Annotated in this window: 20 protein-coding genes; 14 read left to right on the forward strand and 6 right to left on the reverse strand. The window is 65.2% G+C overall.

The window, feature by feature from the left end:
- Positions 1 to 15 precede the first annotated feature (15 nt).
- Positions 16 to 1,146, reverse strand: a complete 1,131-nt coding sequence (locus QRN45_RS05025) for an EAL domain-containing protein (RefSeq protein WP_241706975.1) — start codon at positions 1,144 to 1,146, stop codon at positions 16 to 18.
- Between the two features lie 195 nt (positions 1,147 to 1,341).
- Here QRN45_RS05025 and QRN45_RS05030 point away from each other — a divergent pair, with 195 nt between their 5' ends.
- A complete protein-coding gene (locus QRN45_RS05030) occupies positions 1,342 to 2,157 on the forward strand; it encodes an MBL fold metallo-hydrolase (protein ID WP_241706980.1) in 816 nt (271 codons plus the stop codon).
- Here the strand turns inward: QRN45_RS05030 and QRN45_RS05035 are convergent.
- The 3 genes from QRN45_RS05035 to QRN45_RS05045 are packed head-to-tail and all read right to left on the reverse strand — an operon-like array spanning position 2,154 to position 4,131.
- Complete coding sequence (locus QRN45_RS05035; RefSeq protein WP_284762545.1) at positions 2,154 to 2,765, reverse strand: cation efflux transmembrane domain-containing protein; 612 nt, start codon at positions 2,763 to 2,765, stop codon at positions 2,154 to 2,156. The two genes, QRN45_RS05030 and QRN45_RS05035, sit on opposite strands and share 4 nt — an antisense overlap.
- Positions 2,765 to 3,715 (reverse strand): cation diffusion facilitator family transporter, encoded by a 951-nt coding sequence (locus tag QRN45_RS05040; protein ID WP_284762546.1) that lies wholly within the window; start codon positions 3,713 to 3,715, stop codon positions 2,765 to 2,767. Before QRN45_RS05040 ends, QRN45_RS05035 begins: the two co-directional genes overlap by 1 nt.
- Complete coding sequence (locus QRN45_RS05045; protein WP_139359675.1) at positions 3,712 to 4,131, reverse strand: ArsR/SmtB family transcription factor; 420 nt, start codon at positions 4,129 to 4,131, stop codon at positions 3,712 to 3,714. The genes QRN45_RS05040 and QRN45_RS05045 overlap by 4 nt, the downstream gene beginning before the upstream one ends.
- Before the next feature lie 146 nt (positions 4,132 to 4,277).
- Between QRN45_RS05045 and QRN45_RS05050 the strand changes: the two genes are divergently transcribed.
- Positions 4,278 to 4,430, forward strand: coding sequence for a hypothetical protein (locus tag QRN45_RS05050; RefSeq protein WP_284762547.1), 153 nt, complete (start codon positions 4,278 to 4,280; stop codon positions 4,428 to 4,430).
- 218 nt (positions 4,431 to 4,648) lie between these two features.
- Here QRN45_RS05050 and QRN45_RS05055 read toward each other — a convergent pair whose 3' ends face one another.
- Complete coding sequence (locus QRN45_RS05055; RefSeq protein WP_241706990.1) at positions 4,649 to 6,217, reverse strand: chitinase; 1,569 nt, start codon at positions 6,215 to 6,217, stop codon at positions 4,649 to 4,651.
- A gap of 218 nt (positions 6,218 to 6,435) precedes the next feature.
- On the opposite strand from QRN45_RS05055, the gene QRN45_RS05060 reads away from it, so the two are divergent.
- The 11 genes from QRN45_RS05060 (at position 6,436) to QRN45_RS05110 (ending at position 19,672) form a co-directional block, all read left to right on the forward strand.
- The gene (locus QRN45_RS05060) at positions 6,436 to 8,781 is read left to right on the forward strand and encodes a glycosyltransferase family 2 protein (protein WP_284762548.1); all 2,346 of its coding nucleotides are present in this window, start codon (positions 6,436 to 6,438) and stop codon (positions 8,779 to 8,781) included.
- Between the two features lie 55 nt (positions 8,782 to 8,836).
- Positions 8,837 to 10,321 carry an SDR family oxidoreductase gene (locus QRN45_RS05065; protein ID WP_284762549.1) on the forward strand — a complete coding sequence of 495 codons (1,485 nt, stop codon included), beginning with the start codon at positions 8,837 to 8,839 and terminating at the stop codon, positions 10,319 to 10,321.
- Between the two features lie 68 nt (positions 10,322 to 10,389).
- Entirely contained in the window at positions 10,390 to 10,740 is a 351-nt protein-coding gene (locus QRN45_RS05070) for an ArsR/SmtB family transcription factor (RefSeq protein WP_241707149.1), read from the forward strand.
- On the forward strand, positions 10,737 to 11,474 hold the full coding sequence (locus QRN45_RS05075) for an aquaporin (RefSeq protein ID WP_284762550.1): 738 nt from the start codon (positions 10,737 to 10,739) through the stop codon (positions 11,472 to 11,474). Before QRN45_RS05070 ends, QRN45_RS05075 begins: the two co-directional genes overlap by 4 nt.
- Positions 11,471 to 11,881, forward strand: a complete 411-nt coding sequence (locus QRN45_RS05080; protein ID WP_284762551.1) for an arsenate reductase ArsC — start codon at positions 11,471 to 11,473, stop codon at positions 11,879 to 11,881. Before QRN45_RS05075 ends, QRN45_RS05080 begins: the two co-directional genes overlap by 4 nt.
- 48 nt (positions 11,882 to 11,929) lie before the next feature.
- The gene (locus QRN45_RS05085) at positions 11,930 to 13,297 is read left to right on the forward strand and encodes an FAD-dependent oxidoreductase (protein ID WP_284762552.1); all 1,368 of its coding nucleotides are present in this window, start codon (positions 11,930 to 11,932) and stop codon (positions 13,295 to 13,297) included.
- 77 nt (positions 13,298 to 13,374) lie between these two features.
- Positions 13,375 to 14,664: a MinD/ParA family ATP-binding protein gene (locus QRN45_RS05090; protein ID WP_241706996.1), complete on the forward strand. Its 1,290-nt coding sequence runs from the start codon at positions 13,375 to 13,377 to the stop codon at positions 14,662 to 14,664.
- Between the two features lie 371 nt (positions 14,665 to 15,035).
- Positions 15,036 to 15,863, forward strand: coding sequence for a glycoside hydrolase family 25 domain-containing protein (locus tag QRN45_RS05095; RefSeq protein ID WP_284762553.1), 828 nt, complete (start codon positions 15,036 to 15,038; stop codon positions 15,861 to 15,863).
- 159 nt (positions 15,864 to 16,022) lie between these two features.
- Complete coding sequence (locus tag QRN45_RS05100; RefSeq protein ID WP_284762554.1) at positions 16,023 to 16,976, forward strand: hypothetical protein; 954 nt, start codon at positions 16,023 to 16,025, stop codon at positions 16,974 to 16,976.
- An 87-nt stretch (positions 16,977 to 17,063) separates the two neighbouring features.
- Positions 17,064 to 18,284, forward strand: coding sequence for an MFS transporter (locus tag QRN45_RS05105; protein WP_284762555.1), 1,221 nt, complete (start codon positions 17,064 to 17,066; stop codon positions 18,282 to 18,284).
- 116 nt (positions 18,285 to 18,400) lie between these two features.
- Positions 18,401 to 19,672, forward strand: coding sequence for an acyltransferase family protein (locus QRN45_RS05110; RefSeq protein WP_284762556.1), 1,272 nt, complete (start codon positions 18,401 to 18,403; stop codon positions 19,670 to 19,672).
- A gap of 14 nt (positions 19,673 to 19,686) precedes the next feature.
- Here the strand turns inward: QRN45_RS05110 and QRN45_RS05115 are convergent, their stop codons facing one another.
- Entirely contained in the window at positions 19,687 to 19,956 is a 270-nt protein-coding gene (locus QRN45_RS05115) for an alpha/beta fold hydrolase (protein WP_284762557.1), read from the reverse strand.
- A 173-nt stretch (positions 19,957 to 20,129) separates the two neighbouring features.
- On the opposite strand from QRN45_RS05115, the gene QRN45_RS05120 reads away from it, so the two are divergent.
- Positions 20,130 to 20,912: a hypothetical protein gene (locus tag QRN45_RS05120; RefSeq protein ID WP_241707002.1), complete on the forward strand. Its 783-nt coding sequence runs from the start codon at positions 20,130 to 20,132 to the stop codon at positions 20,910 to 20,912.
- Positions 20,913 to 20,943: the final 31 nt, after the last annotated feature.

The raw sequence follows: 20,943 nt of genomic DNA on the forward strand, positions 1-20,943 counted from the left end.
GTCCTGCGCGGCCTGTCAGGTCTTCGCTGTCCGGCCGCGACCGCCGGGAGAAGCGAGATGCCGCGCCTTCCCGCCCCACTTGGCCCATTCGCGGGGCTGGACCGAAGGCCGCCCAAGGTGATACCCCTGTCCAAGGGTGACGCCCAGGCCCGTAAGAGTGTCCAGCTCGTCCTTGGTTTCGATGCGCTGGGCAGTCAAGACCGCCCCGATCTCCCGTGCGAACGCGACCTCCGCTGCGACGAGTTCCTGCCGGAGGGAATCCAGGTTCAGGCCTGCAGTCAGATTCCGCTCCAGCTTGATCATCTCCGGCTTGAGCCGAAGAATATGGCTGGCCCCGGCGAAGAAGGAACCCGTGTTCTCGATGCACAAGCGCACGCCGGCACTGCGCAGCGGAGCCACGGCCGCGTCGAGCGAATCAGCCTGATCCTGGGGGAACTTCCCGGAAACTTCAAGGATCACCCGCCCGGGCGCCAGCGGGGATTGCTCGAAAAGCCCAGGAAGACGCGGGTCCAGGCAGACCTCGTCGGAAAGCTTCAGCGCCACGAAAAGGTGGGGCGGCAGCTTCAGCGCGGCCTCAAGCCCCGATTCCAACGCCGCGAATTCCAGATCCGTCCGGAGCCCCGAGTCCTCGGCCTCGGCGAACCAGAAATCCGCAGGGTCTCCGCTGTCGCTGACGAATCGGGTCAAAGCCTCGGCGCCGACAGCCGTGCCGGTGCTGAGGTCGAAAACGGGCTGGAAGGCGGTCATCAGCATGTGGTCCCTGAGAACGGCTTCGAGCCGCGGGCTGCCTGGGTGCTGAGACTCGGGCTCGCCCTGCGGGGCCGGATCGCCGGGTTGGTCCTGCTCGCCGGGCTCGCTTTGTTCGCGCTGCTGCCCGCCTTGCTGGTCCGGCTGTTCCGACCTGAGCTCAGACAAGTGCTCCAGCAACGCCTCTTCCGGATGCCCGGGGTGGGCGGCAATGTGCTGGCGAAGTTGCTCACGCACAGCGTCCGTCGCCTGCGAAGAGTCCGACAAGACTTCATCGATGATTTCCAGGACCTGGCGGCGCAGCCCACTCAGCTGCTTGAGCGGCCGCTCGACAGTCTTCCCGCTGGCCCGCAACCCGGCGTCGGTCAATGCAAAATGAGACGGTTTTCGCGGCGACATGAAATCATTCCTTTGCCTTTAGCTCCCCCCCGAGCCCGGGACCTGCAAACAAGGGGAATACTACAGGCGAACAATCCAGCAGGCGTGCATTGGAATGAAATCTCAATTGGAAGGAAAGGCGCTCCCGATCCTCCCAGCTCCACGTGGGTAGAATCGAGGCCTGAACACTGCCGGAACGCATCAGACGGAGAAACAATGTCAGCATGGCTCGAAGTCGGCCCTAACAACTACGTGTTGGAGACCGAAGGGTGCCTGCTCAACACGGGCCTCGTTGTAGGAACCGAACGAGCCATGGTGATCGACACCGGTTGCGGCCCCCGCCAGGGCAAGCAGATCCTCGCCGCCGTCCGCGAAAAGACCCAGCTGCCGCTCGTCGTCGTGAACACCCACGCCCACTACGACCACTACTTCGGCAACGCCGTTTTTGCCGACGACGGCGTCACGGAGTTTTGGGGGCACGTCAACTGTGCGGCGACAATCGACGACGACGGCGACCACCAGCGCCGCTTCGTCGCCGCCACGGAACCTGAGATGGCCGCGGGCCAGGGCGACGCCGTCGAGATCGTCATTCCCAACGCGATCGTCAAGGACCAGCCTGTGCTGGTTGACCTCGGCGGCCTCACCGCGACGCTGTTCTACCTCGGCCGTGGCCACACCGACGGCGACCTCCTGGTCGGCACGCCCAGCACCCTTTACGCCGGTGACCTCGTGGAACAAGGTGCGCATCCCTCGTTCGAGGACTCCTACCCGGAGGATTGGGCCGACGCACTGCGGCACATCTCCGCTTTGCGCCACCGCTACGAGTTCCTCATCCCCGGCCACGGCAAGCCGTGCAGCGACCAGTTCGTGAAGACCATGGCCAACACCATGTCCACAGCGGTCCGGCAGGCCAGGCAGTCGATCCGGGACACGCCGTCGGACGCTACCAAAGCGATCCCGGTGCTTCCCTACGGACCCGAGCAATCACGCTGGTTCATCAAGCGGCTCCAGGAGACGCAGGCGCAGCACTAAGCGGTGTGCTTGAAGGCGTGACCGGCCTCGCGGGCTGCGTAATAGATGATCACGGCTCCCGCCAGGGGATCGGCCCACCACCAGCCGAACAGGGCATTCAGCGCTAGCCCGGCCAGCACCGCGCCGGCCAGGTAGGCGTCCACGAGGGTCACTTTTCCTTCCGCGCTGAGCACCGGATTGCCCATGCGGTGCCCCGTGCGGATTTTGCCCCACGCCAGGGCGAGCATGACTACGAAGGTCAGGGCCGTCCAGGCGATCCCCGGAACTGAGGTGGCCGGGCGGACTCCCGTGGCAAACACGACGGCCACCTGGATGAGCAAGTAGGCGCCGAGCACTGCGAAGGCTATCCCGATCAGTCGCATCGCGGGGGCTTCGCGCTCCTTGTGGGAACCTTTGAGCTGCCACACCACCACGATCGAAGCGAAGATCTCGATCAGGGAATCCAGGCCGAATCCCGCCAGTGCCGGGGAACCGGCCTGGATGGCGGCGGCTGCCAGGACGCCGAGGCCCACCACGTTCCAGCCCAGGGTCGCGTATTCCAGCCGCAATCCGCGGCGCAACAAGATCACGCGGTCCTTGGTTCTTTGCTGAGGCAGGGGAGTGGTCATCAGTGCGTTCCGGTTTCGTGGACGGCGTGGCCGGCGGGTTCGAGCTGGAAGGTGGAGTGTTCGACGTCGAAATGCCCGGTGAGGCAGCTTTGCAGTTCATCAAGGATGAGCGGGGCATGTCCGTCGTGGAAGCAGCTCTCGTCCAGGACAACGTGCGCGGAGAGAGCAGGCAGGTCCGAGGTCACTGTCCAGACGTGCAGATCGTGGACATCGTGCACATGCCCGGTTTCGAGCAGGTGTTTCCTGACCTGGTCCAGGTCCACGCCTTCGGGTGCGCCTTCCAGGAGGATCCTCCCGGAGTCCCGCAGCAACCCCCACGCGGCGTGCAGCATCAGGGCCACCACGATGAGGGAAGCGATCGCGTCTGCACGGGTAAAACCGGTGGTCAGGACGACGAGCCCGGCGATCGCCGTCGCAATGAATCCGTAGAGGTCGGTCAGGAGGTGCTGGAAGGATCCTTCCACGTTCAGGCGGGACCGGTTGGCTTTGGCCAGCACCCACACCGCCACGAGGTTCACGATCACCCCGAAGATCGCGACGACCAGGACCGGACCGCCCTCGACCGGTGGCGGATCGACGAGGCGGTGGGTGGCCTCCACGGCCACGAGGGCGCTGATGACCAGCAAAGTGATTCCGTTGGCCGCGGCGGAGAGGATCTCCGCGCGCTTGAACCCGAACGTCCAGATTCCCCGCGCCGGACGGGCCGCGAGGCTGATCGCCCACAGCGAGGCGGCGATCGCCCCGGCGTCGGTAAGCATGTGCCCGGCGTCCGAGAGCAGCGCCAAGGACCCGGAAACGACCGCGACAATCACCTCGACGACCATGAACCCGACAATCAACGCCAACGCGATCACCAGATAGCGCCGGTCCGCGTCCGCCGCTATCGCGTGGCTGTGGCCGTGGTGCTTGGCTGTGTGGCCTGGGGAGTCGTGGGTGTGGTTGGTGCTCATTGGGCACTGTCCTTCTTGGAACGAGCCGTGCGCTCGGGGTGAACGGCGACGGTGTGGCCGGTGTGGGTCAGGCCCAAGTCCAGCAGCATCCGGACGTGGGCATCGTCCAGCCGGTAATAAGCCATCCGGCCGCGCCTCGAAACGGAAACCACCCGGTGGGCGCGCAACAGCCGCAACGCATGGCTGACCGCGCTCTCGCTCATCGCCGTCGTCGCCGCGAGGTCGCACACGCACAGTTCCCCGCCTTCCAGCAGGGACGTCAACAGACGCAAGCGTCCCGGATCGCCCAATAGCGAGAACACATCAGCAAGCTCGGCAATGTCATGATCCGAGGGCAGGGACGCACGGACGAGTTCGACCTTGTCCGGGTCGACAAGTTTCACGCCGCATTCATCGACGGCTTCACGGGCAGCCACGGGACCTCCAACGTATGAACAAGTATTCAGATGTCAGTATAGGCGAAGGGGCCACAAATCCCGGCCAGAGGCTGCCGTCTGGGAACTTCGTAGGAGTTATCCCGTTTGTTGCCCGAGCGAAACAATTGCGGCGTACTGTTCCCGGTATGGGGAACAAGATGATTGGGCTGTCGGCTCGCGAATCGAAGCGGGAAATTCGGAAGCAGCGCCTTCACGTGCTCGCGTACGTGGGGCTGGGAATCCTCGCTCTGGCGACCGTGGTGGTCGTCGTCATCGCCCTGCGGCGCTGGGGACCATAACGCCAATCCGCCACGGCCGTGTCCCGATTTGCGGTCACCCGGCCGAGGGGTGCGTTCGACCAGGCCCGCAGTCACCATTTGCTGCACCAGGTTGCTGACCGTGTTGGTGGCGAGCCCTTCCCCATGCCCCCGGACTCGATGATCCGGTAAAACTCCATCACGAATTGGCAGTAGATGCCCGCAGGGAGCGGGCTGCCAGTTCGCGCGTAAGTTCAGGTTCAGGAACTCGGCGCGGTGGGGGATGGAGTGGAGATCTGGGCTGGGGTCAATTTTGCCCAGGGGGAGTCCGGGGCGCCCTGGACTGCGGCTTCCGGGCTGTCGCCTTGAGTCCACCACTTGGCCTCGAACGCGGATCCTTCAAAGAGAATGCGGTCGCCCTTGTGATAAACGGTTTCCGGCACCCAGGCCGGGAAGGTTCCCGCAGGCACCGTTGCTTTGGGGCTGGGCCTGTCTCCCGGGAGCACCGGACCCACGAGTTTCCACGGGGTGGCACCGCCCTGCAGGACCGGGTTGTCCGGGACATCGGCGCGGGTCCACCACTTTGCCTCATAGACGCTGCCGTGCCACACCACCCTGTCCGCAGCGGCGTAGGCGGCATAGGCGCTCCACACCGGATACGGGCTTGTTGCCGGATCATCGGTGATGGAAGCCGTGGCACCGCTCGAAGGAGTAGCCGTGGACGATGGAACTGCAGTGGACGTAGGCAGCGCCACGTCATTGGCAAGGGTGGCCGAAAACAGTTGGGAGCCTTGGACGACTCCGCTGCAGCTGTCCGAGACCTTGCTCAAGTCGGGGTAGTTGGGGCTGCACGTCCTGTCCCTGTTCATGGACCACATCGACAACCTGCCGAGGCCCTTGTCCTTGACGAAGCTGTTCATGGTGGCGGCGTCATTGAGGGTGAAAATTTCGCCGGCGATGTCGTTCTGCCCGACCATGACGGTCAAGCCGAGCTTACGCCACAGGGTTTCGCTGCCGAAGTCAGTTCCGGCGTCGCGGTAAAGGGCGGCAAGCTGTCCGTGGGCAGCATCCGCGGCTGATTCAGCGGCGCGGGACATGCTCCAGGCCGCAGGTTTGCTGGCGCCGAAGTCCATCGTCATGATGTTCACGCCCTCGAGTTCCACCCCGCCAGCGAGGGTATGAGCCACGATCCCCTGGCCTTGGCTCGTGAGGCCGTTCGGGTCGGCCGCGAGGGTAAGCCATACGGCGAGGGGCTTGCCGCTGGACGTGCGTTCCTTCTGAAGGGCGGCAATGGCTTGCGCCCGTCGGTCGGCGGCGGCCGTGTCACCCAAGGCGACGCCTTCGACGTCGAGATCTATCGTCGCGACGTCGTAGCGGTCAACAATCTGCCGGTAGGCGTCGGTCAGGGCTTTCGTGTCTTTGCAGGAAACCGCGAGTTCGCTGTTGTTCATTCCGCCGAAGGAAACCGCTGTGGCCCCTCCAAGCTGGCGGAGCCGGGCGATCCTCCGGTCCAGGTCGAGATCGGAGGCTGCCTGGTCCGGGCTGTACGCCGCACCCCAGGACGGGGCGCAGTCCCGCTTGGGATCGGCGACGACGAAGGACAGCACCACGGCTTTCGCGCTGGGTACCGCCGGGTCCTCGAAGGCGAACCGCGGCGTCGCCGTCACGTCCACGTAGCCGGAGAACACCGAAGGCATGGAGGCCGCGGCACTGACATCCTGAACGTTGCGGAGGCCGAGGTAGCCCGCCGTGACCGCCGCGATCACGATGACGCAAAGGATGCCCAGCCGCAGGACGGACAGCCGGCGGCCGGGAAAGCGCTTCGACACAGAAATACCCCCAGAGGATTCGAATAGGACGTCGCGGATGTCCGGGAAAGACCTCACTCGAGTGGCAGCTCCGCAGCTTGGCGTAGCATTTCCACGAGTCTTATCCCAACTCCACGTCGTTCGCCTATCATAGGGGCGCACTGTAGTGCGGGCCGTCACATTACGCCTGCATTGTGCCGCGTGCCCACTGGGGGCACACGGACCGCGAATGGGGATTCATGTCGGATCAGATCGTGCTGCTTCGGCCCGATGAGCAGGGAACGGCGGACGGGCATTCCGCAAAAGTCCGAAAGCGTCAATGGGGCGCAGAAAAACGATCTGAACCGCTCTCGATCGTCCATCCGGCACCATCGCGGCGGAAGATAGTCCTCGGCCGGATCGGCGTCCTCACCACCATCCTTGCCTGGCTCGGCTACGTGGTCACGACCGTGCTCAAACAGTTGGTGGACAACCCAGGCGCCGGCTTCCGCTTCGGCGCCGAAACCTTCTCCTACTTGGTGGTGGTGTCCTTCCTGACGTTCTCGGCGTTGATGTACCTCACCGCCCGCCAAGGCGCCCTGACACGCTTTCGCGCCCACCGCCGCGTACCCCGTGGGGAACTGGACCGGCACTTCTTCGACTACTCCGACGGCATCACCGTGCTGATCCCGTCCTACGCAGAAGAACCGGAAGTAGTCCGCGGCACCATGTGGTCCGCGGTCCTGCAGGAATTCCCGGACCTGAGCGTCGTGCTGCTGCTCGACGACCCGCCCTTCCCGGAAGACCCCGAGGTGCTGGGGCGCCTGGAAGCCACCCGCGCGCTCGCCGGTCAGATCACGGAAACCCTCAAGGAACCAGCGGCGAGGGTCAACGACGCCTACGCGAGGTACCGCCGTCGTCGTGATCAAGAACCCGGCCTGGAAGCGGGGCCAGACGCCAGCACCGAAGTGGAGCGGCTCATCGCCGAATACCAGTACGCTGCCGAGTGGCTCGAAGCAATGGCCGAGACCGAGTCCGTCGAGGACCACGTGGATGAATTCTTCGTGGACCTGGTCCTCATGGGCCTTGCCCGGGAACTACGACTGGTGATTCTGGCCCTTACCTCCGCCAGGGCACAGCAGGCCTCGCCCAGCCCGGAACGCATCGCCGAACTCTACGCACGGCTCACCTGGATCTTCAACGCGAGGGTGTCGACGTTCGAGCGGAAGCGCTTCGCCAGCCTCTCCCACGAGGCCAACAAGGCCATGAACCTGAACGCCTACCTCTCGCTTATGGGCGGGACCTGGCATCCGGAACACACGGCCGACGGTACCGTCCTGCGGCCCGGGGGAATGGACGACGGCGATGCGCTCTCGATCCCCGACACCACGTACGTCCTGACCCTGGACGCGGACTCGATGCTCCTGCGCGACTACTGCCTCCGCCTGGTCCACCTCCTCGAATCCCCGGGCAACGAGCAGGTGGCCGTGACCCAGACGCCCTATTCCTCCTTCCGGGGAGCGCCTACCCGTATCGAACGCATCGCCGGCGCCACCACAGATATCCAGCACATCCAGCACCAGGGGATGACCCAATACGGCGCCACGTTCTGGGTGGGAGCGAACGCCGTGATCCGCAAACGCGCGCTGGAAGACATCGTCGAGATCTCCACGGTGGGTGGCTTTGAAGTCAGGACCTACATCCAGGACCGCACCGTCATCGAGGACACCGAGTCCAGCGTGGACCTCGGCAAGCACGGCTGGACCCTGGTGAACTACCCCGAGAGGCTCAGCTACAGCGCCACCCCGCCCGACTTCGGATCGCTCGTGGTGCAAAGGCGGCGCTGGGCCAACGGTGGCCTGTTGATCCTGCCGAAACTCTGGGAGCAGATCCGCAAGCGCCGAGGCCAAGCCAGGCCGGTCCTCTTCCGCGAAATCCTCCTGCGGGTCAACTACATGGCCTCGATCACCTGGGCGAGCTTCGGGCTGCTGTTCCTCCTCGCGTACCCCTACGACAGCCGCCTCCTCAGCCCCTTGGTCTTCCTTGCCGCGTTGCCCTATTTCCTGGCCATGGGGAGCGACCTGCGCGACTGCGGGCACCGGTTCAGCGACATCTTCCGGATCTATGGCTTCAACCTGGTTCTCCTGCCGGTCAATCTCGCCGGCGTCCTGAAGTCCCTCCAGCAGGCCCTCACGGGGGACAAGATCCCGTTCGTCCGCACCCCTAAGGTCAAGGACCGCACCGCGGCTCCGGCCCTCTACGTCCTGGCCCCCTACTTGATCGTCGCGTTCTCCTTGTTGACGGTTCGGCGCAACTGGGAACTGGGAAACTGGGGCAACGCGGCATTCGCTGCCTTCAACGCCGTCATGGCCGCCGGCGCGATCCGGGCCTACATCGGGCTGGCCAACTCCGGAGTGGACATGTACCTTGGCGTGTTGAACTGGCTGTACGTCGCGCCCAAGAAGCCGAAAGCGCTGCCGCCGGCCATCATTCCCAAAACCCCGGAACAGGTCGACTGGGAGTCGCTGCTCTACCACGGAGACCGCCGCCTGAACCGCGACCTCCGCGGCAAGAACGACCGCCGGAAACGGGCTGGATCGGTGTAGGGCTACGCTGGCATAGGACGCCGGTTTCCGGCTCCAACGCATCGGAAGGGGCACAATGAATCCACTTGCAGTGGTATTGGGATCCACCGGCTATATCGGCGGACGGCTCGTCCCGCGCCTGCTTGACGCCGGTTACGACGTCCGCGTCCTGGTGCGGCACGCGAACAAGCTCAAGGATGTCCCCTGGGCAGCCCGCGTGGACGTGATGATCGGCGATCTGGAGGACGTGGACTCCCTCCGGCAGGCCTTTGCCGGGGCCGGCGCCATCTACTACCTGGTGCACTCGATGGGCCCATCGGGCCAGCGGTCCTTTGAGGAAACCGAAAGGCTCTGCGCTAGCAACGTTGCGCGGGCAGCGGCCGACGCCGGTGCCGGACGGATCATCTACCTGGGCGGGCTGCACCCGGAAGGAACGCTCAGCCGGCACCTCCGATCCCGCAAGGAAGTGGGCGACATTTTCCTCGCGGAACCGCAGGTGCCCGCGATAGTGCTTCAGGCCGGCGTCGTGATCGGTTCCGGTTCGGCGTCCTTCGAAATGATCCGGCAACTGACCGAAGTGCTGCCCCTTATGGTGGCTCCCCGATGGGTGCGGAACAAAGTCCAGCCGATCGCGATCCGCGACGTGCTGTACTACCTGGTCGCAGCCGCCGGACTCCCGGCCTCACTCAACCGCAGCTTCGACCTCGGCGGCCCGGACGTCCTCCGCTACGACGAGATGATGAACGGCTACGCCGCGGAAGCCGGCCTGCGGCGCCGGCCGGTGATTGCACTGCCCGTCCTGACCCCATGGTTGGCATCCCAGTGGGTCAACCTCGTCACCCCCATACCCCGCTCCCTGGCCGTGCCGCTGATCGGATCCCTGCAGCAGAACTGCGTGGTCGGAGAACAGGACATCCACCAATACATCGAGCCGCCCGACGCCGGGCTGCTTGGATACCGGGAATCGCTTCGCCTGGCGTTGGCGCGCGAGTCGGACGGAGAAGTCGAAACCAGCTGGCAGAACTCCTCCGTTCGCGGCGCTCCGAGCGATCCGCTTCCCAGCGACCCGCAATGGGCCGGCCACCTGGTGTACCAGGACAACCAACAGCAACTTACGACGGCCACCCCCCAGCAACTGTGGCAAGTCATCGAAGGCATCGGCGGCGACAACGGCTGGTACTCGTTTCCCTTGGCCTGGTCCGTGCGCGGCTGGATGGACAAGATCGCCGGAGGAGTCGGGCTCCGACGCGGCCGGCTCAATCCCACCCGGCTGAACACGGGTGACGCACTGGACTTCTGGCGCGTGGAACAGATCGACCGCGGCTCCCTCTTGCGTCTCCGCGCGGAAATGAAGGTGCCCGGGCGAGCTTGGCTGGAAATGCGCGCCGAAGAAGCCGACGGCGGAGCTCTCTACCGTCAGAGGGCAGTCTTCTTCCCCAAGGGCCTGGGCGGACGGTTGTACTGGCTGGCAGTCCTGCCCTTCCACGGTGTCATCTTCAAGGGAATGGCCAACCGCATCACGGCAGCGGCGGCCGCGATCGCTGACGACGGTCCGGCCTAGCGTTACACGGCCTTGCGTTAAATGGTCTTGCATTAAACATTGACGAATGTAAATATTTACGTGTGTCTATGTCATTGGAGTTGACGCCCGTCCAGACGGTGGCGTGCTGTTCGCCGCTGTCCAGGGAACCCTTGTCGGAATCCGAAGCCGAAGGAATCGTGCCGCTGCTGAAAGCGCTGGGTGATCCGGTGCGCCTGCGGCTGATGTCCCTCGTGGCGTCCCACGAGGGCGGCGAAGCCTGCGTGTGCGATCTGAACGACGCCTTCGAGCTGTCGCAGCCGACCATCAGCCACCACCTGAAGGTCCTCCACGAAGCGGGCCTCCTGGAACGCGAAAAGCGCGGTGTCTGGGTCTACTACCGAGCCCGTACCGATGCCCTGTCCGGCCTGGCGGCCTTGATCGGGGGACAGGCCAAGTGAGTGTGCTGGTTCGGCGGGCCGTGGCCGAGTTCGCCGGCACCGCCTTCCTGGTCATGGCCGTCGTGGGCTCCGGCGTCATGGCTTCGCGACTGTCGCCGAACGACGTCGGACTGCAGCTCCTGCAGAACAGCGTCGCCACCGGTGCCGCGCTCGTGGCGTTGATCCTGGCCCTGCAGCCGGTCTCGGCATCATTCAATCCTGTGGTCACTTTGGTGGAACGCGCCCTGGGGATCCTGGACACGCCCACCGCGCTGGCACTGGTCGCTGCCCAGTTCGCCGGCGGCCTGGCGGGGACCGTGCTCGCCAACCTGATGTTCGGCCTCGACGCCGTGACGCTCTCCACGCATGAACGGGCCGGGGGAGGGCTGTGGCTCGGCGAAGTCATCGCCACGGCCGGATTGCTGCTGGTCATTTTCGGCACCATCCGCTCCGGGCGGCCTGACAGGGTTGCCTTCGCTGTCGGCGGCTACATCACGGCCGCCTATTGGTTCACCAGTTCCACCAGCTTCGCCAACCCCGCTGTCACCGTGGCCCGGATGATCACCGACACGTTCGCCGGCATCGCCCCGAGCTCCGCGCCGGCGTTCATCCTCGCCCAGCTGGTGGGCGGCGCCGTCGGGCTTTTCCTTGTCCGTGCCGTTTATCCGAGTGTTGCCTCGTTGCCTTTGCTCGCGCCTGTGCCCACGCCCGCTTCCGCGCCAGCCTCCGCATCCGATCGAAAGGTCCTCTCATGACCGTCAAGAAGCCCTCCGTCCTCTTCGTCTGTGTCCATAACGCCGGCCGTTCCCAGATGGCCGCGGCCTTCCTCACCACCCTGGGCGAGGGCCGGATCGAGGTCCGTTCCGCAGGTTCCCAGCCCGCGGACAAGGTCAACCGGGCCGCCGTCGAAGCCATGGCCGAACTTGGCATCGACATGTCTGCCGAGATCCCCAAGATCCTCACCACCGAGGCGGTGAAGGAATCCGACGTCGTCATCACCATGGGCTGCGGCGACGAATGCCCCTATTTCCCGGGCAAGCGCTACGAGGATTGGGTCCTCGAAGACCCGGCCGGCCAGGGCATCGAAGCCGTCCGCCCGATCCGCGACGAGATCAAGTCCCGCATCGAGGGCCTGATCGAGTCCCTCAGCACTGCCACGTAACGACACGCAGCGAGGCCACGGATCAAACAGAGGACAGGATTGGATTCAATGAAGAAACTACCCATCGCTGTGATCGGCGCCGGACCTGTCGGCCTGGCCGCCGTCGCGCACTTGCTTGAACGCGGCCTGGAACCTGTCATCTTCGAAGCAGGCCCGACGGCGGGCGCCGCTATCGACCAATGGCGGCACATCCGCCTGTTCTCACCATGGCGGTTCAACCTCGACGCCGCAGCCGTCCGCCTGCTCGAACCGTCCGGCTGGGAAGCACCCCGCCTCACGGCACTCCCGTACGGCGGGGAACTGATCGACGACTACCTCGCGCCTTTGGCCGCCCTTCCGGCCATCAGCTCCCGGCTCCAGACAGGCGCGCGCGTCAGAGCGGTCACCCGTGCCGGCCTCGACAAAACCCACGCCCGGGACCGCGACACCACGCCGTTCGTGGTGCGGGTCGAACACGAGGACGGCGAAATCCGAGACCATACCGTGGCAGCCGTCATCGACGCCTCGGGGACTTGGTCCACCCGAAACCCGCTCGGCACCTCGGGCCTGGCGGCCATCGGCGAGAACACCGCCGCAGGCCGGATCTCTGCGCCCCTGCCGGATGTCATGGGCCGGGACCGTTCATCCTTCGCGGGCCGCCGGGTCCTCGTGGTCGGGGCAGGGCACTCCGCGGCGAACACCCTGATCAGCCTCGCCGACCTCGCCAAGGACGAACCCGGAACCACGATCCTGTGGGCCGTCCGGGGCGCGTCGGCGGAGAAGGTCTACGGCGGAGGGGACGCCGATGGGCTGCCCGCGCGCGGGCAGCTCGGATCCCGGCTCCGCCGCCTGGTCGAGGCCGGAAAAGTCGAACTGCACACCGGATTCGGTATCTCTTCGCTCAAGACCTTGGAGACCCATGTGAGCGTCGAAGCCGTCGACGGACGCACCTTGGACGCCGACGTCGTGGTTCCCTGCACCGGTTTCCGGCCAGACTTGGACATCCTGCGCGAAGTCCGCCTCAACCTGGACCCAGCGGTCGAGGCACCTGTCGAGCTCGGCCCGCTGATCGACCCCGAATTCCACTCCTGCGGCACCGTGCCCCCGCACGGCGCCCGTGTTCTGGCGCACCCGGAGAAGGACCTCTACATCGTGGGCATGAAGTCCTACGGCCGCGCCCCGACGTTCCTGCTGGCCACCGGCTACGAACAAGTCCGCTCGGTGGCCGCGTCCCTTGCAGGCGACCAGACCGCCGCCGACACGGTCCACTTGGAGCTGCCCGAAACAGGCGTCTGCTCCACGGACGCCGGCACAAGTTGCGATGTCCCCGCCCCGGACACCCTCGCACCCGTGGAAACCGGCACGGGCCCAAAAGCAGACTCAAAACCGGGGTCCGAACTGCGCGGCATGGCCCATATGTCAGGTTTGAGGCCGTAGCCACCTAGAATTGCTGGTTGAAGCAATCTAAACGAGAGCCGCGGCGCACAACGCTGCGAGTCCTAGGGGACAAGACCATGCCGGATTCTGTGGACAACGAAGCCAGCGCCGCTGCATCAAACGAAGGGCAGCCCGAACTTCGTCGACGCCGCGATCGCCGCCGCGAAGAGGGTGACCCCTGGACAGGAACCATGCCGATCATTACGCCGAACGATTCCGACGCACCTGCATCCACTCCTGCCCCGCTCCAAAGCAGATCCTGGGCTGAAGCGGCAGCGGCCGCCGACGCGTCCGCCGGGGCCGTAACAGACTCGACCAGCGCTGACGCAAGCCCCGCGGAACCACGCCGCGCGATCCCGACGGCGGCAGCACCGGCGTCGGGCGCTGTTTCCCCGGCTTCCGCACGGGCCGGACGCGCCGCCGCTGCCAATGCTCCGATTTCCGACTTCATCTCTTCGCCGGGTTCCTTCGTGCGGGAACAGAAGCCGCGACCGGTCGGTGGCTTCCGCGGGATGCTCTACAAGCTGACGGGCGGCGCCTGGAATCTCGGGCCCAGCGCCAAGCAGCGCGAGGAAGACGAACTGGCGCGGCGCATTTCCCGCCAGCTCCAAGGCAGCTACAACACGGCCGTCCTGAGCCTCAAGGGCGGCATCGGCAAGACCTCCACCACCGTGGGCGTGGGCCTCACTTTGGCGGAATTCCGCGGCGACCCGCCCTGCGCCATCGACGCCAACCCCGATTCGGGCGACCTTGTCGAGCGTGCCCTGGGCGAGGGTATCTACCAAAAGGCCACGCCGCGCACCATCACGGACTTGCTCAAGAACGTCGACAATGTCGATTCACTCACGGCGCTGGCCCGGTACATGCACCACGCCGGCCGGCTGCACCTGATCGCCGGCGAACAGGACCCGGAAGTTTCGGACTCATTGACCGCCGAAGAATACCTGCGGATTCGCGAGCTGATCTCCGGCTACTACTCCATTGCGCTGACTGACTGCGGCACCGGCGTCACGCACAATGCGATGAGCGGGATCCTGCAATCGGCCGACAACCTCATCATCGCCGCGGGCTATGCCGTGAGCGGTGCCAAGCGTGCCCGCAGCACCCTTCAGTGGCTTGCGAGCCACGGCTATGAAGAACTCGCCCGCAACGCGATCGTGGTGATCACGGACAAGGACGAGGTGTCGTCCCGCGTGGACAAGGATGCCATCGAGGAACACCTCTCCGGGATCTGCCGCCAGCTGATTGCCGTGCCGCACGACAGGGGAGTGGCCGACGGTGACCTGGTCACTCTGGACGTCCTGCGCCCCGACACCCGACGCGCGTACAAAGAGATCGCGGCCGCGATCGTGGACGGGTACGTGTAGCGCCTTCCCTTTTCGGCGGCCCCGCCCAACTAGCTCGCATTAGATGTCGTTTAGAAGGCTCAAAACGACATCTACTGCGAGTCAGTTGGGTGGGGCTACTTAGTTATTGCCTGGCGTGACGCTGGCGACACTCTATTTGCTACTTGGTTTTGCGCGGGTAGGTGGATGCTTTTACTCGAATACTACGTGGATTGCAAATTGTCGGTTCTGCCCGGATTTCCCTAGAGTTGCACCTGGACGTCGTTCGCTTTTGCGTGGCATCCTCGCCATGACCGGGAACTGGGCCCGGGCATGGTGCACCACATCCCGTGCCTTCATGACACCCCGCTGCGCCCGTTTCTGAACCCGAGGCCAGCACCCAGGAGCCTCCTTTGATTCCCAAAAAACTCATGCTCGTGTTCGCTGCCGCGCTTCTCCTCGGACTGACGGGTGCCACCGGCACTCACCCCTCCGCCGACACAGCGCCCGACGCCGCCCCCGCACCGATCGCGAACGCTGCACCCGCCGCTGAGGTAGCGCCGCTCGCCGCGCCGACTCCAGCACCTCCCGCCGTTCCGCAGCCCGCCGCCGCGCCGGCGCCCGCCGTCGTCGTGCCCCAAGCTGGTTCCGTGAAGGTGCTCGACACCACCGCAGCCATCACCGACCCCGACTGGTTCCGGCAGGCCTACGCCGAGGGCTTCCGGCTGTACGTCATGCACTCGACCGCCTGGGGCACGTGCACCCCGTGGCAACAGACCCAGGCCCAGTTGAAGATGGCGCTCGACGCCGGACTCAAGATCGCGGTCTACACGCGTGACGCGTCGTGCTGGGAAAACGGGATCAAGGCCGCCGGCCCGTACGTGTCCCAATTGCAGTTCTTCGCCCTGGACATCGAACCCGGCGGATCCCTGGTGACGAGGGCCATGGTGGATGGTGTGCGGAGCCTGGGTGTGCGGCCTGTGATTTACAGCGGCAGCGGCATGTGGCCCGGGCTGATGGGCAACAGCACCGCATTCTCGGATGTGCCCCTCTGGGATACCGACACGAGCAACCTCAACTACGCCCGCTGGACCGCGGACTACCTGGCACCGGCGCCGGTGCAGTACGGCGGCTGGAACACGGCAAGCACCATGCGCGTCGGGATCCAGCAGAAGTTCGAACACACCCTGAACGGCATCAACGTGGACCTGAACTCGTTCAACGTGAGCTTCCTGAAGTAGGCGCTGCGCTAAATTCCTGACGCTGACGGAATTCCGTGGGCGCAGGGACAAAACGGGGTCGTCAGGTACGGGACTCGTCGGGATGATGTCCCGGGACTTGTCCACATGGAGGAATCCGGTGCTGTCGCGGGCCGCGATCCACGTGGCAGCTTCTTAGTCATGAACCGATTGCCCCGCCTGATCCTTAGCCGAGATCACCTTTTTCTCGGAACGACCCTCAAGGAACTCGCCCGGAGTGCAAAAACGGGTGCCCTGCACCGCGTCCGCCAAGGTGCGTACGTTGACGGCGCTGCGTGGGCGGCGCTGAAACCGTGGGAACAATACCGTGTCCGGATCAGCGCTGCGGCCGAAACTTCCAGTGCCCGGACCATATTCGCGAGGCACTCGGCGGCGTCTGTTTGGGGGATTCCCACCATAGGCCTGCATCATCCGGTGCAGGCCCTGACCCTCCAGAACGATGGCGGCCGCTCGCGCGCCGGGATAACCCGCCATTATGCGGACCCCGCTGGTCTCAAGGTATATCGCTGCGAGGGACTCCTGGTGACTGACAGGGTGCGCACCGTACTGGACCTGGCGGCTTTTACTCCGTTCGTCGAAGCCATCGCTCCCCTCGATCATGTGCTCAAAGCCGACCGCAAACGGGGATTGCCCGCCATCACGAAAGAGACCCTTCTGGAGCGAGCGGATGCAATTTACACGGCGGCGGCCATCCGGAGAATCCAAGCGGCGGTCGATTTCGCGGATTCCTTGTCCGGATCTGCGGGGGAATCCTATAGCCGGGCGTTGATGCATGTCGCCGGATTCGAGGCCCCGGTTCTTCAACGTGAATTCCGCGACGAAGAGGGCCTCGTGGGCTATTCGGACTTCTATTGGAGGGGTGTGCGGGTGGCCGGGGAGTTCGATGGCATCGACAAGTACCTGAAACCGGAATTCCTCAAGGGACGGACTGCCGCTCAGGCCGTTGTCGAGGAGAAACTGCGCGAGGACCGGATCCGCGCCACCGGGGCCGGCGTCGTTCGTTGGGTGTGGGCAGAACTCACGGCGCCTGGCGTGTTCGAACGGAAGCTGGCGGCGGGAGGCGTGCCCCGGCGCCGTCCGCGAGGAGCCCTATGACGCGCGGAATGCCTGACGCAGCCGGAAATCCCTGCGCGAGAGATATTTGGCGCGTCGGAAAGGAGGCGGCGTCCTAGGATGAAAGGGATGACGACCACCAGCACCCTTCAACCCTTCAATCTCCGCAGCATTGCGTTGCCCGCCTTTGGGCCCGCGTTGCTGTTCTGTATCGGCGAAGGCGCGGTGCTTCCGGTGGTGGCGTTGTCCGCCCGAGACCTTGGCGCCTCAGTGGCCGTGTCCGCGCTGGTGGTCACGTTGATCGGTTTGGGGTCGTGGTTCTTCAACCTGCCCGCATCGCTCATCACTATCAAGTTCGGCGAGCGATGGGCCATCGTTGCCGCAGGCGCCGCCGGAGCATTTGCCCTGTTGGCCGCCGGATTCGCGCCGCTCCTTGCGCACAACGGCATTTGGCTGCTCGCCGTGGCGATGACCGTCGTCGGGATGTCCACGAGCGTCTTCAACCTTGCCCGCCAGAAGTACCTCACCGAAGCGGTCCCGGTCATCTACCGCGCACGCGCACTCTCGACCCTGGGCGGCGTCACCCGGATCGGCGTGTTCATCGGCCCGTTCGTCGGTGCGGCCGTCATGCAGTTCGCCGGGATCAGCGGTGCGTATTGGGTTGGCGTGGCGGGCATGGCAGCCGCCGCGGTGCTGTCCCTCACCATCCCGGACCTCGTGTTGCCGGACGACGTCGACGGCGGGCCCAAGGGTCCCGAGCCCACCCTCCGCGGCGTCGCGGTTTCCCACGCGGGCGTGTTCCTCACGGTCGGGACCGGAATCCTGCTGCTCAGCGCGCTGCGCGCCTCACGCCAAGTGGTCATCCCGTTGTGGGCGGAACACCTGGGATTGGACGCAACGCATGCATCGCTGATCTACGGGCTGTCCGGCGCGATCGACATGTTGGTGTTCTATCCGGCCGGCAAGCTCATGGACCGCAAGGGGCGCATGTGGGTCGCCGTGCCCTCCACCCTCATCATGGGCGCTGCGTTGTTCCTGATGCCGTCGTCCGCCGATTTCGTGGGGCTGCTGCTGGCCTCGCTCCTGATCGGCTTCGGGAACGGCATCAGCTCGGGACTCATCATGACGCTCGGAGCCGATTTTTCCCCGGACAAGGGCCGCGGGCAATTCCTCGGCTTGTGGCGGTTCATTTCCGACGCCGGTGCCACCGGCGGACCCGTGTTGCTCTCCGCCCTCACTGCCGCAGTGTCCCTCGCCGCGGGCGTCTGGGCCACCGGCGTCCTGGGCGTGGCCGCGGCCGCGGTGTTCGCCGTCGCGCTCCCGAAGCTCAAGCACCGCAGGAACTACTAGGGCCCAACTGACTCGCAGTAGATGCCGTTTTGAGGGCTGAAAACGACACCTACTGCGAGTTAGTTGGGTAGGGAGCTCCCAGACTCCGGTCAGGTGCCTCCGGTATGGTGAATTGGATGTTCTCAGTCATCTCGCCTCCGCATCGTGCCCCCACTGCGAATCCGACCGCTGGGAATCCCGATACAGACAGCGCACCCCCGCTTGGTTCCGGGCCGGAGAATCGCCTGCCGACGAGCGCTCCGAAGCAGTCCCGGCCTGATCTCGCGACGCTGACCGCACTGCGTTTCGTGGCCGCGCTGTGGGTGGTGTTCTTCCATCTTCAAGCCATGCAGCAGACTTTCCTCGCCCCCGTCTATGAGTTGTTCCGCCCGATCATTGCCAACGGCGACCTGGGCGTGGATGTGTTCTTTGTGCTCAGCGGCTTCATCATCACCTACACATACCTTGACCGGCTGGGCCCACGGTTCCGCTGGCGGGCTGCAGCGGACTTCGTCTGGGCCCGGTTCGCCCGGATGTGGCCCGCGTTCGCACTGGTGGTGGGCGTGTTGGGCCTCTGGTTCGTGTACGGAACCGCGCAGGAATCCGTGCGGGAATGGTCCCTCCAGACCCAGGCCCCGGACCTGTCGCCGTGGGGGTTGGCCAAGCAGCTGCTGATGATGCACCTCTGGTTCCAACCCGGTACCGACGGCGCCAGCTGGTTCGGCCCGGGCTGGACGGTGAGTGCCGAGTGGCTGGCTTACCTGGCGTTCCCGCTGCTCGCGCTGGTCCTGTTCCGGTTGCGCCGGCTGCATCCGCTCGCAGCGCTGGCCGCCTCCGTGCTCGTCCTCCTGCCGACGGCGGTCTGGGGTCCGGACCTGCCGATCGCCACCACCGAGCATCAACCGTATGAATGGCTGCTGCGGATCGCGTGCTGCTTCGTTGCCGGCGCTCTTGCGTGCATTGCCGCACGGAACGCTGACCGCATGAAGTTCAATCCTGCCCTGGCCGGTCCCGGCGCCCTCCTGACCGGGACCGCCGTCGTCGTCTTCCTGGCGACGGCCGGGAAACCCGGCCCGGGACGGCTGGCCGTGCTTGCCTTCCCGCTGCTCATCGCCCTGCTCAGCCTGACCCGGGGCTGGCTCCGCTCGGCGCTGTCCGCGCGGTGGCTGCAGTACGGTGGCCACAGCTCCTACAGCCTGTACTTGGTCCACATGTTCTTCATCTACCTCTTCTACTGGCTCATCAGGGACTGGCCGCAGGGAGCGAGTCCGCTGGCGGAAAACCTGCTCGCGGCTGCGTGCCTGCTGGGGATTGCCTTGGCCACCCACCTGCTGTTCAAGTACGTCGAGGAACCTGCCCGGCTCCGGTTGCGCGCACTGGTGCCGAGGGCGGCCCCCGCAAGCGGGTGACCCGCTCGTGAACCTCAACCAACGGAACTGAGGAACGCGATGGCGTCCTCCGCTTGTTCTACCAGTGAATAGCCGTGCTCGGGTTTCTCCGCGTCGCCCTGCCCTCGGAGGTCGGGCGCGTAAACCCTGAAGCCCCTCAGCAGGGGCACAAGGCGGTCAAAACTACGATGGGATTCACCCCAGGCATGTAACAGCAACAACGGCTTCGCATCGGCGTCGCCCTGGACAATACACGGAATCCGGATGCCCGTGGTGAGCCTGAGATCCAGGACTTCGGCACCCATAGCATCAGGGTACGCCTCGACATCGGCACTTGGGCGACTGCCGCCGTCGGGCATTCATGTCCAAAAGCGAAAGTCGGGGAGCCGGGCGATCCGGAGGCGGAATCGTTGACACTTGCGAAGCATTGGCGTTCGATGATCGCAGGGGGAACTGCCTCGGCGGTGAGGAACAGTTCATGCGGGTCATCCGGAATGCGAAACCTGTATCCATCGTGGCAGGCAGCGCCCTGCTGCTTGAAGGCGGCGCCGGGATGTGGCTCGCCGCCACAGCGCCGGCTGGACCACAGAACGGCAGGATCGTTTTCCTGGCCTTCTACATTGGCGTCATTGGCCTGATTCGGGGTGTCGTCATCCTGTCATGGGACCGACGGTCCAAACCGATGGCGCTGATGCGGGCGCAGGCGGCCGATGCCCTTCCTTTCATCCTGCCCGCCACGGTGATGGTGTCCGAGCTTCTCTCCCTCCCCGAAATCACAGACCCCGGTCGCCCATATCTGTGGATGGGCACCCTACTGCTTGGATCGGCTGTCATTTCCGTAGCACCTGCAGAGAAGACGGACCTCTTGGAGATCCCGCCGCTACGCCCCGGACGGTTTCCCGATTGGCTCAGATGGCAGAAATTCGGTGCCGGCTCGCTGTGGATCGCACTAATCTTCACTGCCATGTTCTTCACCTGGCCACGGCAGCTTCAGACTTTTGCGCCATTGATCATTGTGCTGGCGCTCGCCCAGGCGGCCGTGAGCGTTTGGCGAATTATCGAACACCGACAGTTTTCCAAGGTCGGGGTGCACCTCTCCGGACTGCAGATCAATTGGCTACGCGTCATCCATGTCAACCGCGGACATGAGGCTGCGGTGAAGGAACTCCGCACGATGTACCCCAAGATGGGGCCAGCCCAAGCCGACACCATCATCGAAAACCTCTACCGGGCGGAAGCGCTCAACGGGCCGAACCTCTAGATCTGACCACCTTTGAACACCTCAGCAGTCC

Source organism: Arthrobacter sp. efr-133-R2A-63 (assembly GCF_030209795.1).
GTDB classification, from domain to species: domain Bacteria; phylum Actinomycetota; class Actinomycetes; order Actinomycetales; family Micrococcaceae; genus Arthrobacter; species Arthrobacter bambusae_A.

Coding starts and splice junctions, on each gene's coding strand:
- QRN45_RS05050 (WP_284762547.1), top strand. CDS start 4,278: ATGGGGAACAAGATGATTGGGCTGTCGGCTCGCGAATCGAAGCGGGAA.
- QRN45_RS05085 (WP_284762552.1), top strand. CDS start 11,930: ATGAAGAAACTACCCATCGCTGTGATCGGCGCCGGACCTGTCGGCCTG.
- QRN45_RS05025 (WP_241706975.1), bottom strand. CDS start 1,146: ATGTCGCCGCGAAAACCGTCTCATTTTGCATTGACCGACGCCGGGTTG.
- QRN45_RS05030 (WP_241706980.1), top strand. CDS start 1,342: ATGTCAGCATGGCTCGAAGTCGGCCCTAACAACTACGTGTTGGAGACC.
- QRN45_RS05040 (WP_284762546.1), bottom strand. CDS start 3,715: ATGAGCACCAACCACACCCACGACTCCCCAGGCCACACAGCCAAGCAC.
- QRN45_RS05090 (WP_241706996.1), top strand. CDS start 13,375: ATGCCGGATTCTGTGGACAACGAAGCCAGCGCCGCTGCATCAAACGAA.
- QRN45_RS05120 (WP_241707002.1), top strand. CDS start 20,130: ATGCGGGTCATCCGGAATGCGAAACCTGTATCCATCGTGGCAGGCAGC.
- QRN45_RS05080 (WP_284762551.1), top strand. CDS start 11,471: ATGACCGTCAAGAAGCCCTCCGTCCTCTTCGTCTGTGTCCATAACGCC.
- QRN45_RS05035 (WP_284762545.1), bottom strand. CDS start 2,765: ATGACCACTCCCCTGCCTCAGCAAAGAACCAAGGACCGCGTGATCTTG.
- QRN45_RS05110 (WP_284762556.1), top strand. CDS start 18,401: ATGTTCTCAGTCATCTCGCCTCCGCATCGTGCCCCCACTGCGAATCCG.
- QRN45_RS05070 (WP_241707149.1), top strand. CDS start 10,390: ATGTCATTGGAGTTGACGCCCGTCCAGACGGTGGCGTGCTGTTCGCCG.
- QRN45_RS05100 (WP_284762554.1), top strand. CDS start 16,023: ATGAACCGATTGCCCCGCCTGATCCTTAGCCGAGATCACCTTTTTCTC.
- QRN45_RS05060 (WP_284762548.1), top strand. CDS start 6,436: ATGTCGGATCAGATCGTGCTGCTTCGGCCCGATGAGCAGGGAACGGCG.
- QRN45_RS05115 (WP_284762557.1), bottom strand. CDS start 19,956: ATGGGTGCCGAAGTCCTGGATCTCAGGCTCACCACGGGCATCCGGATT.
- QRN45_RS05065 (WP_284762549.1), top strand. CDS start 8,837: ATGAATCCACTTGCAGTGGTATTGGGATCCACCGGCTATATCGGCGGA.
- QRN45_RS05105 (WP_284762555.1), top strand. CDS start 17,064: ATGACGACCACCAGCACCCTTCAACCCTTCAATCTCCGCAGCATTGCG.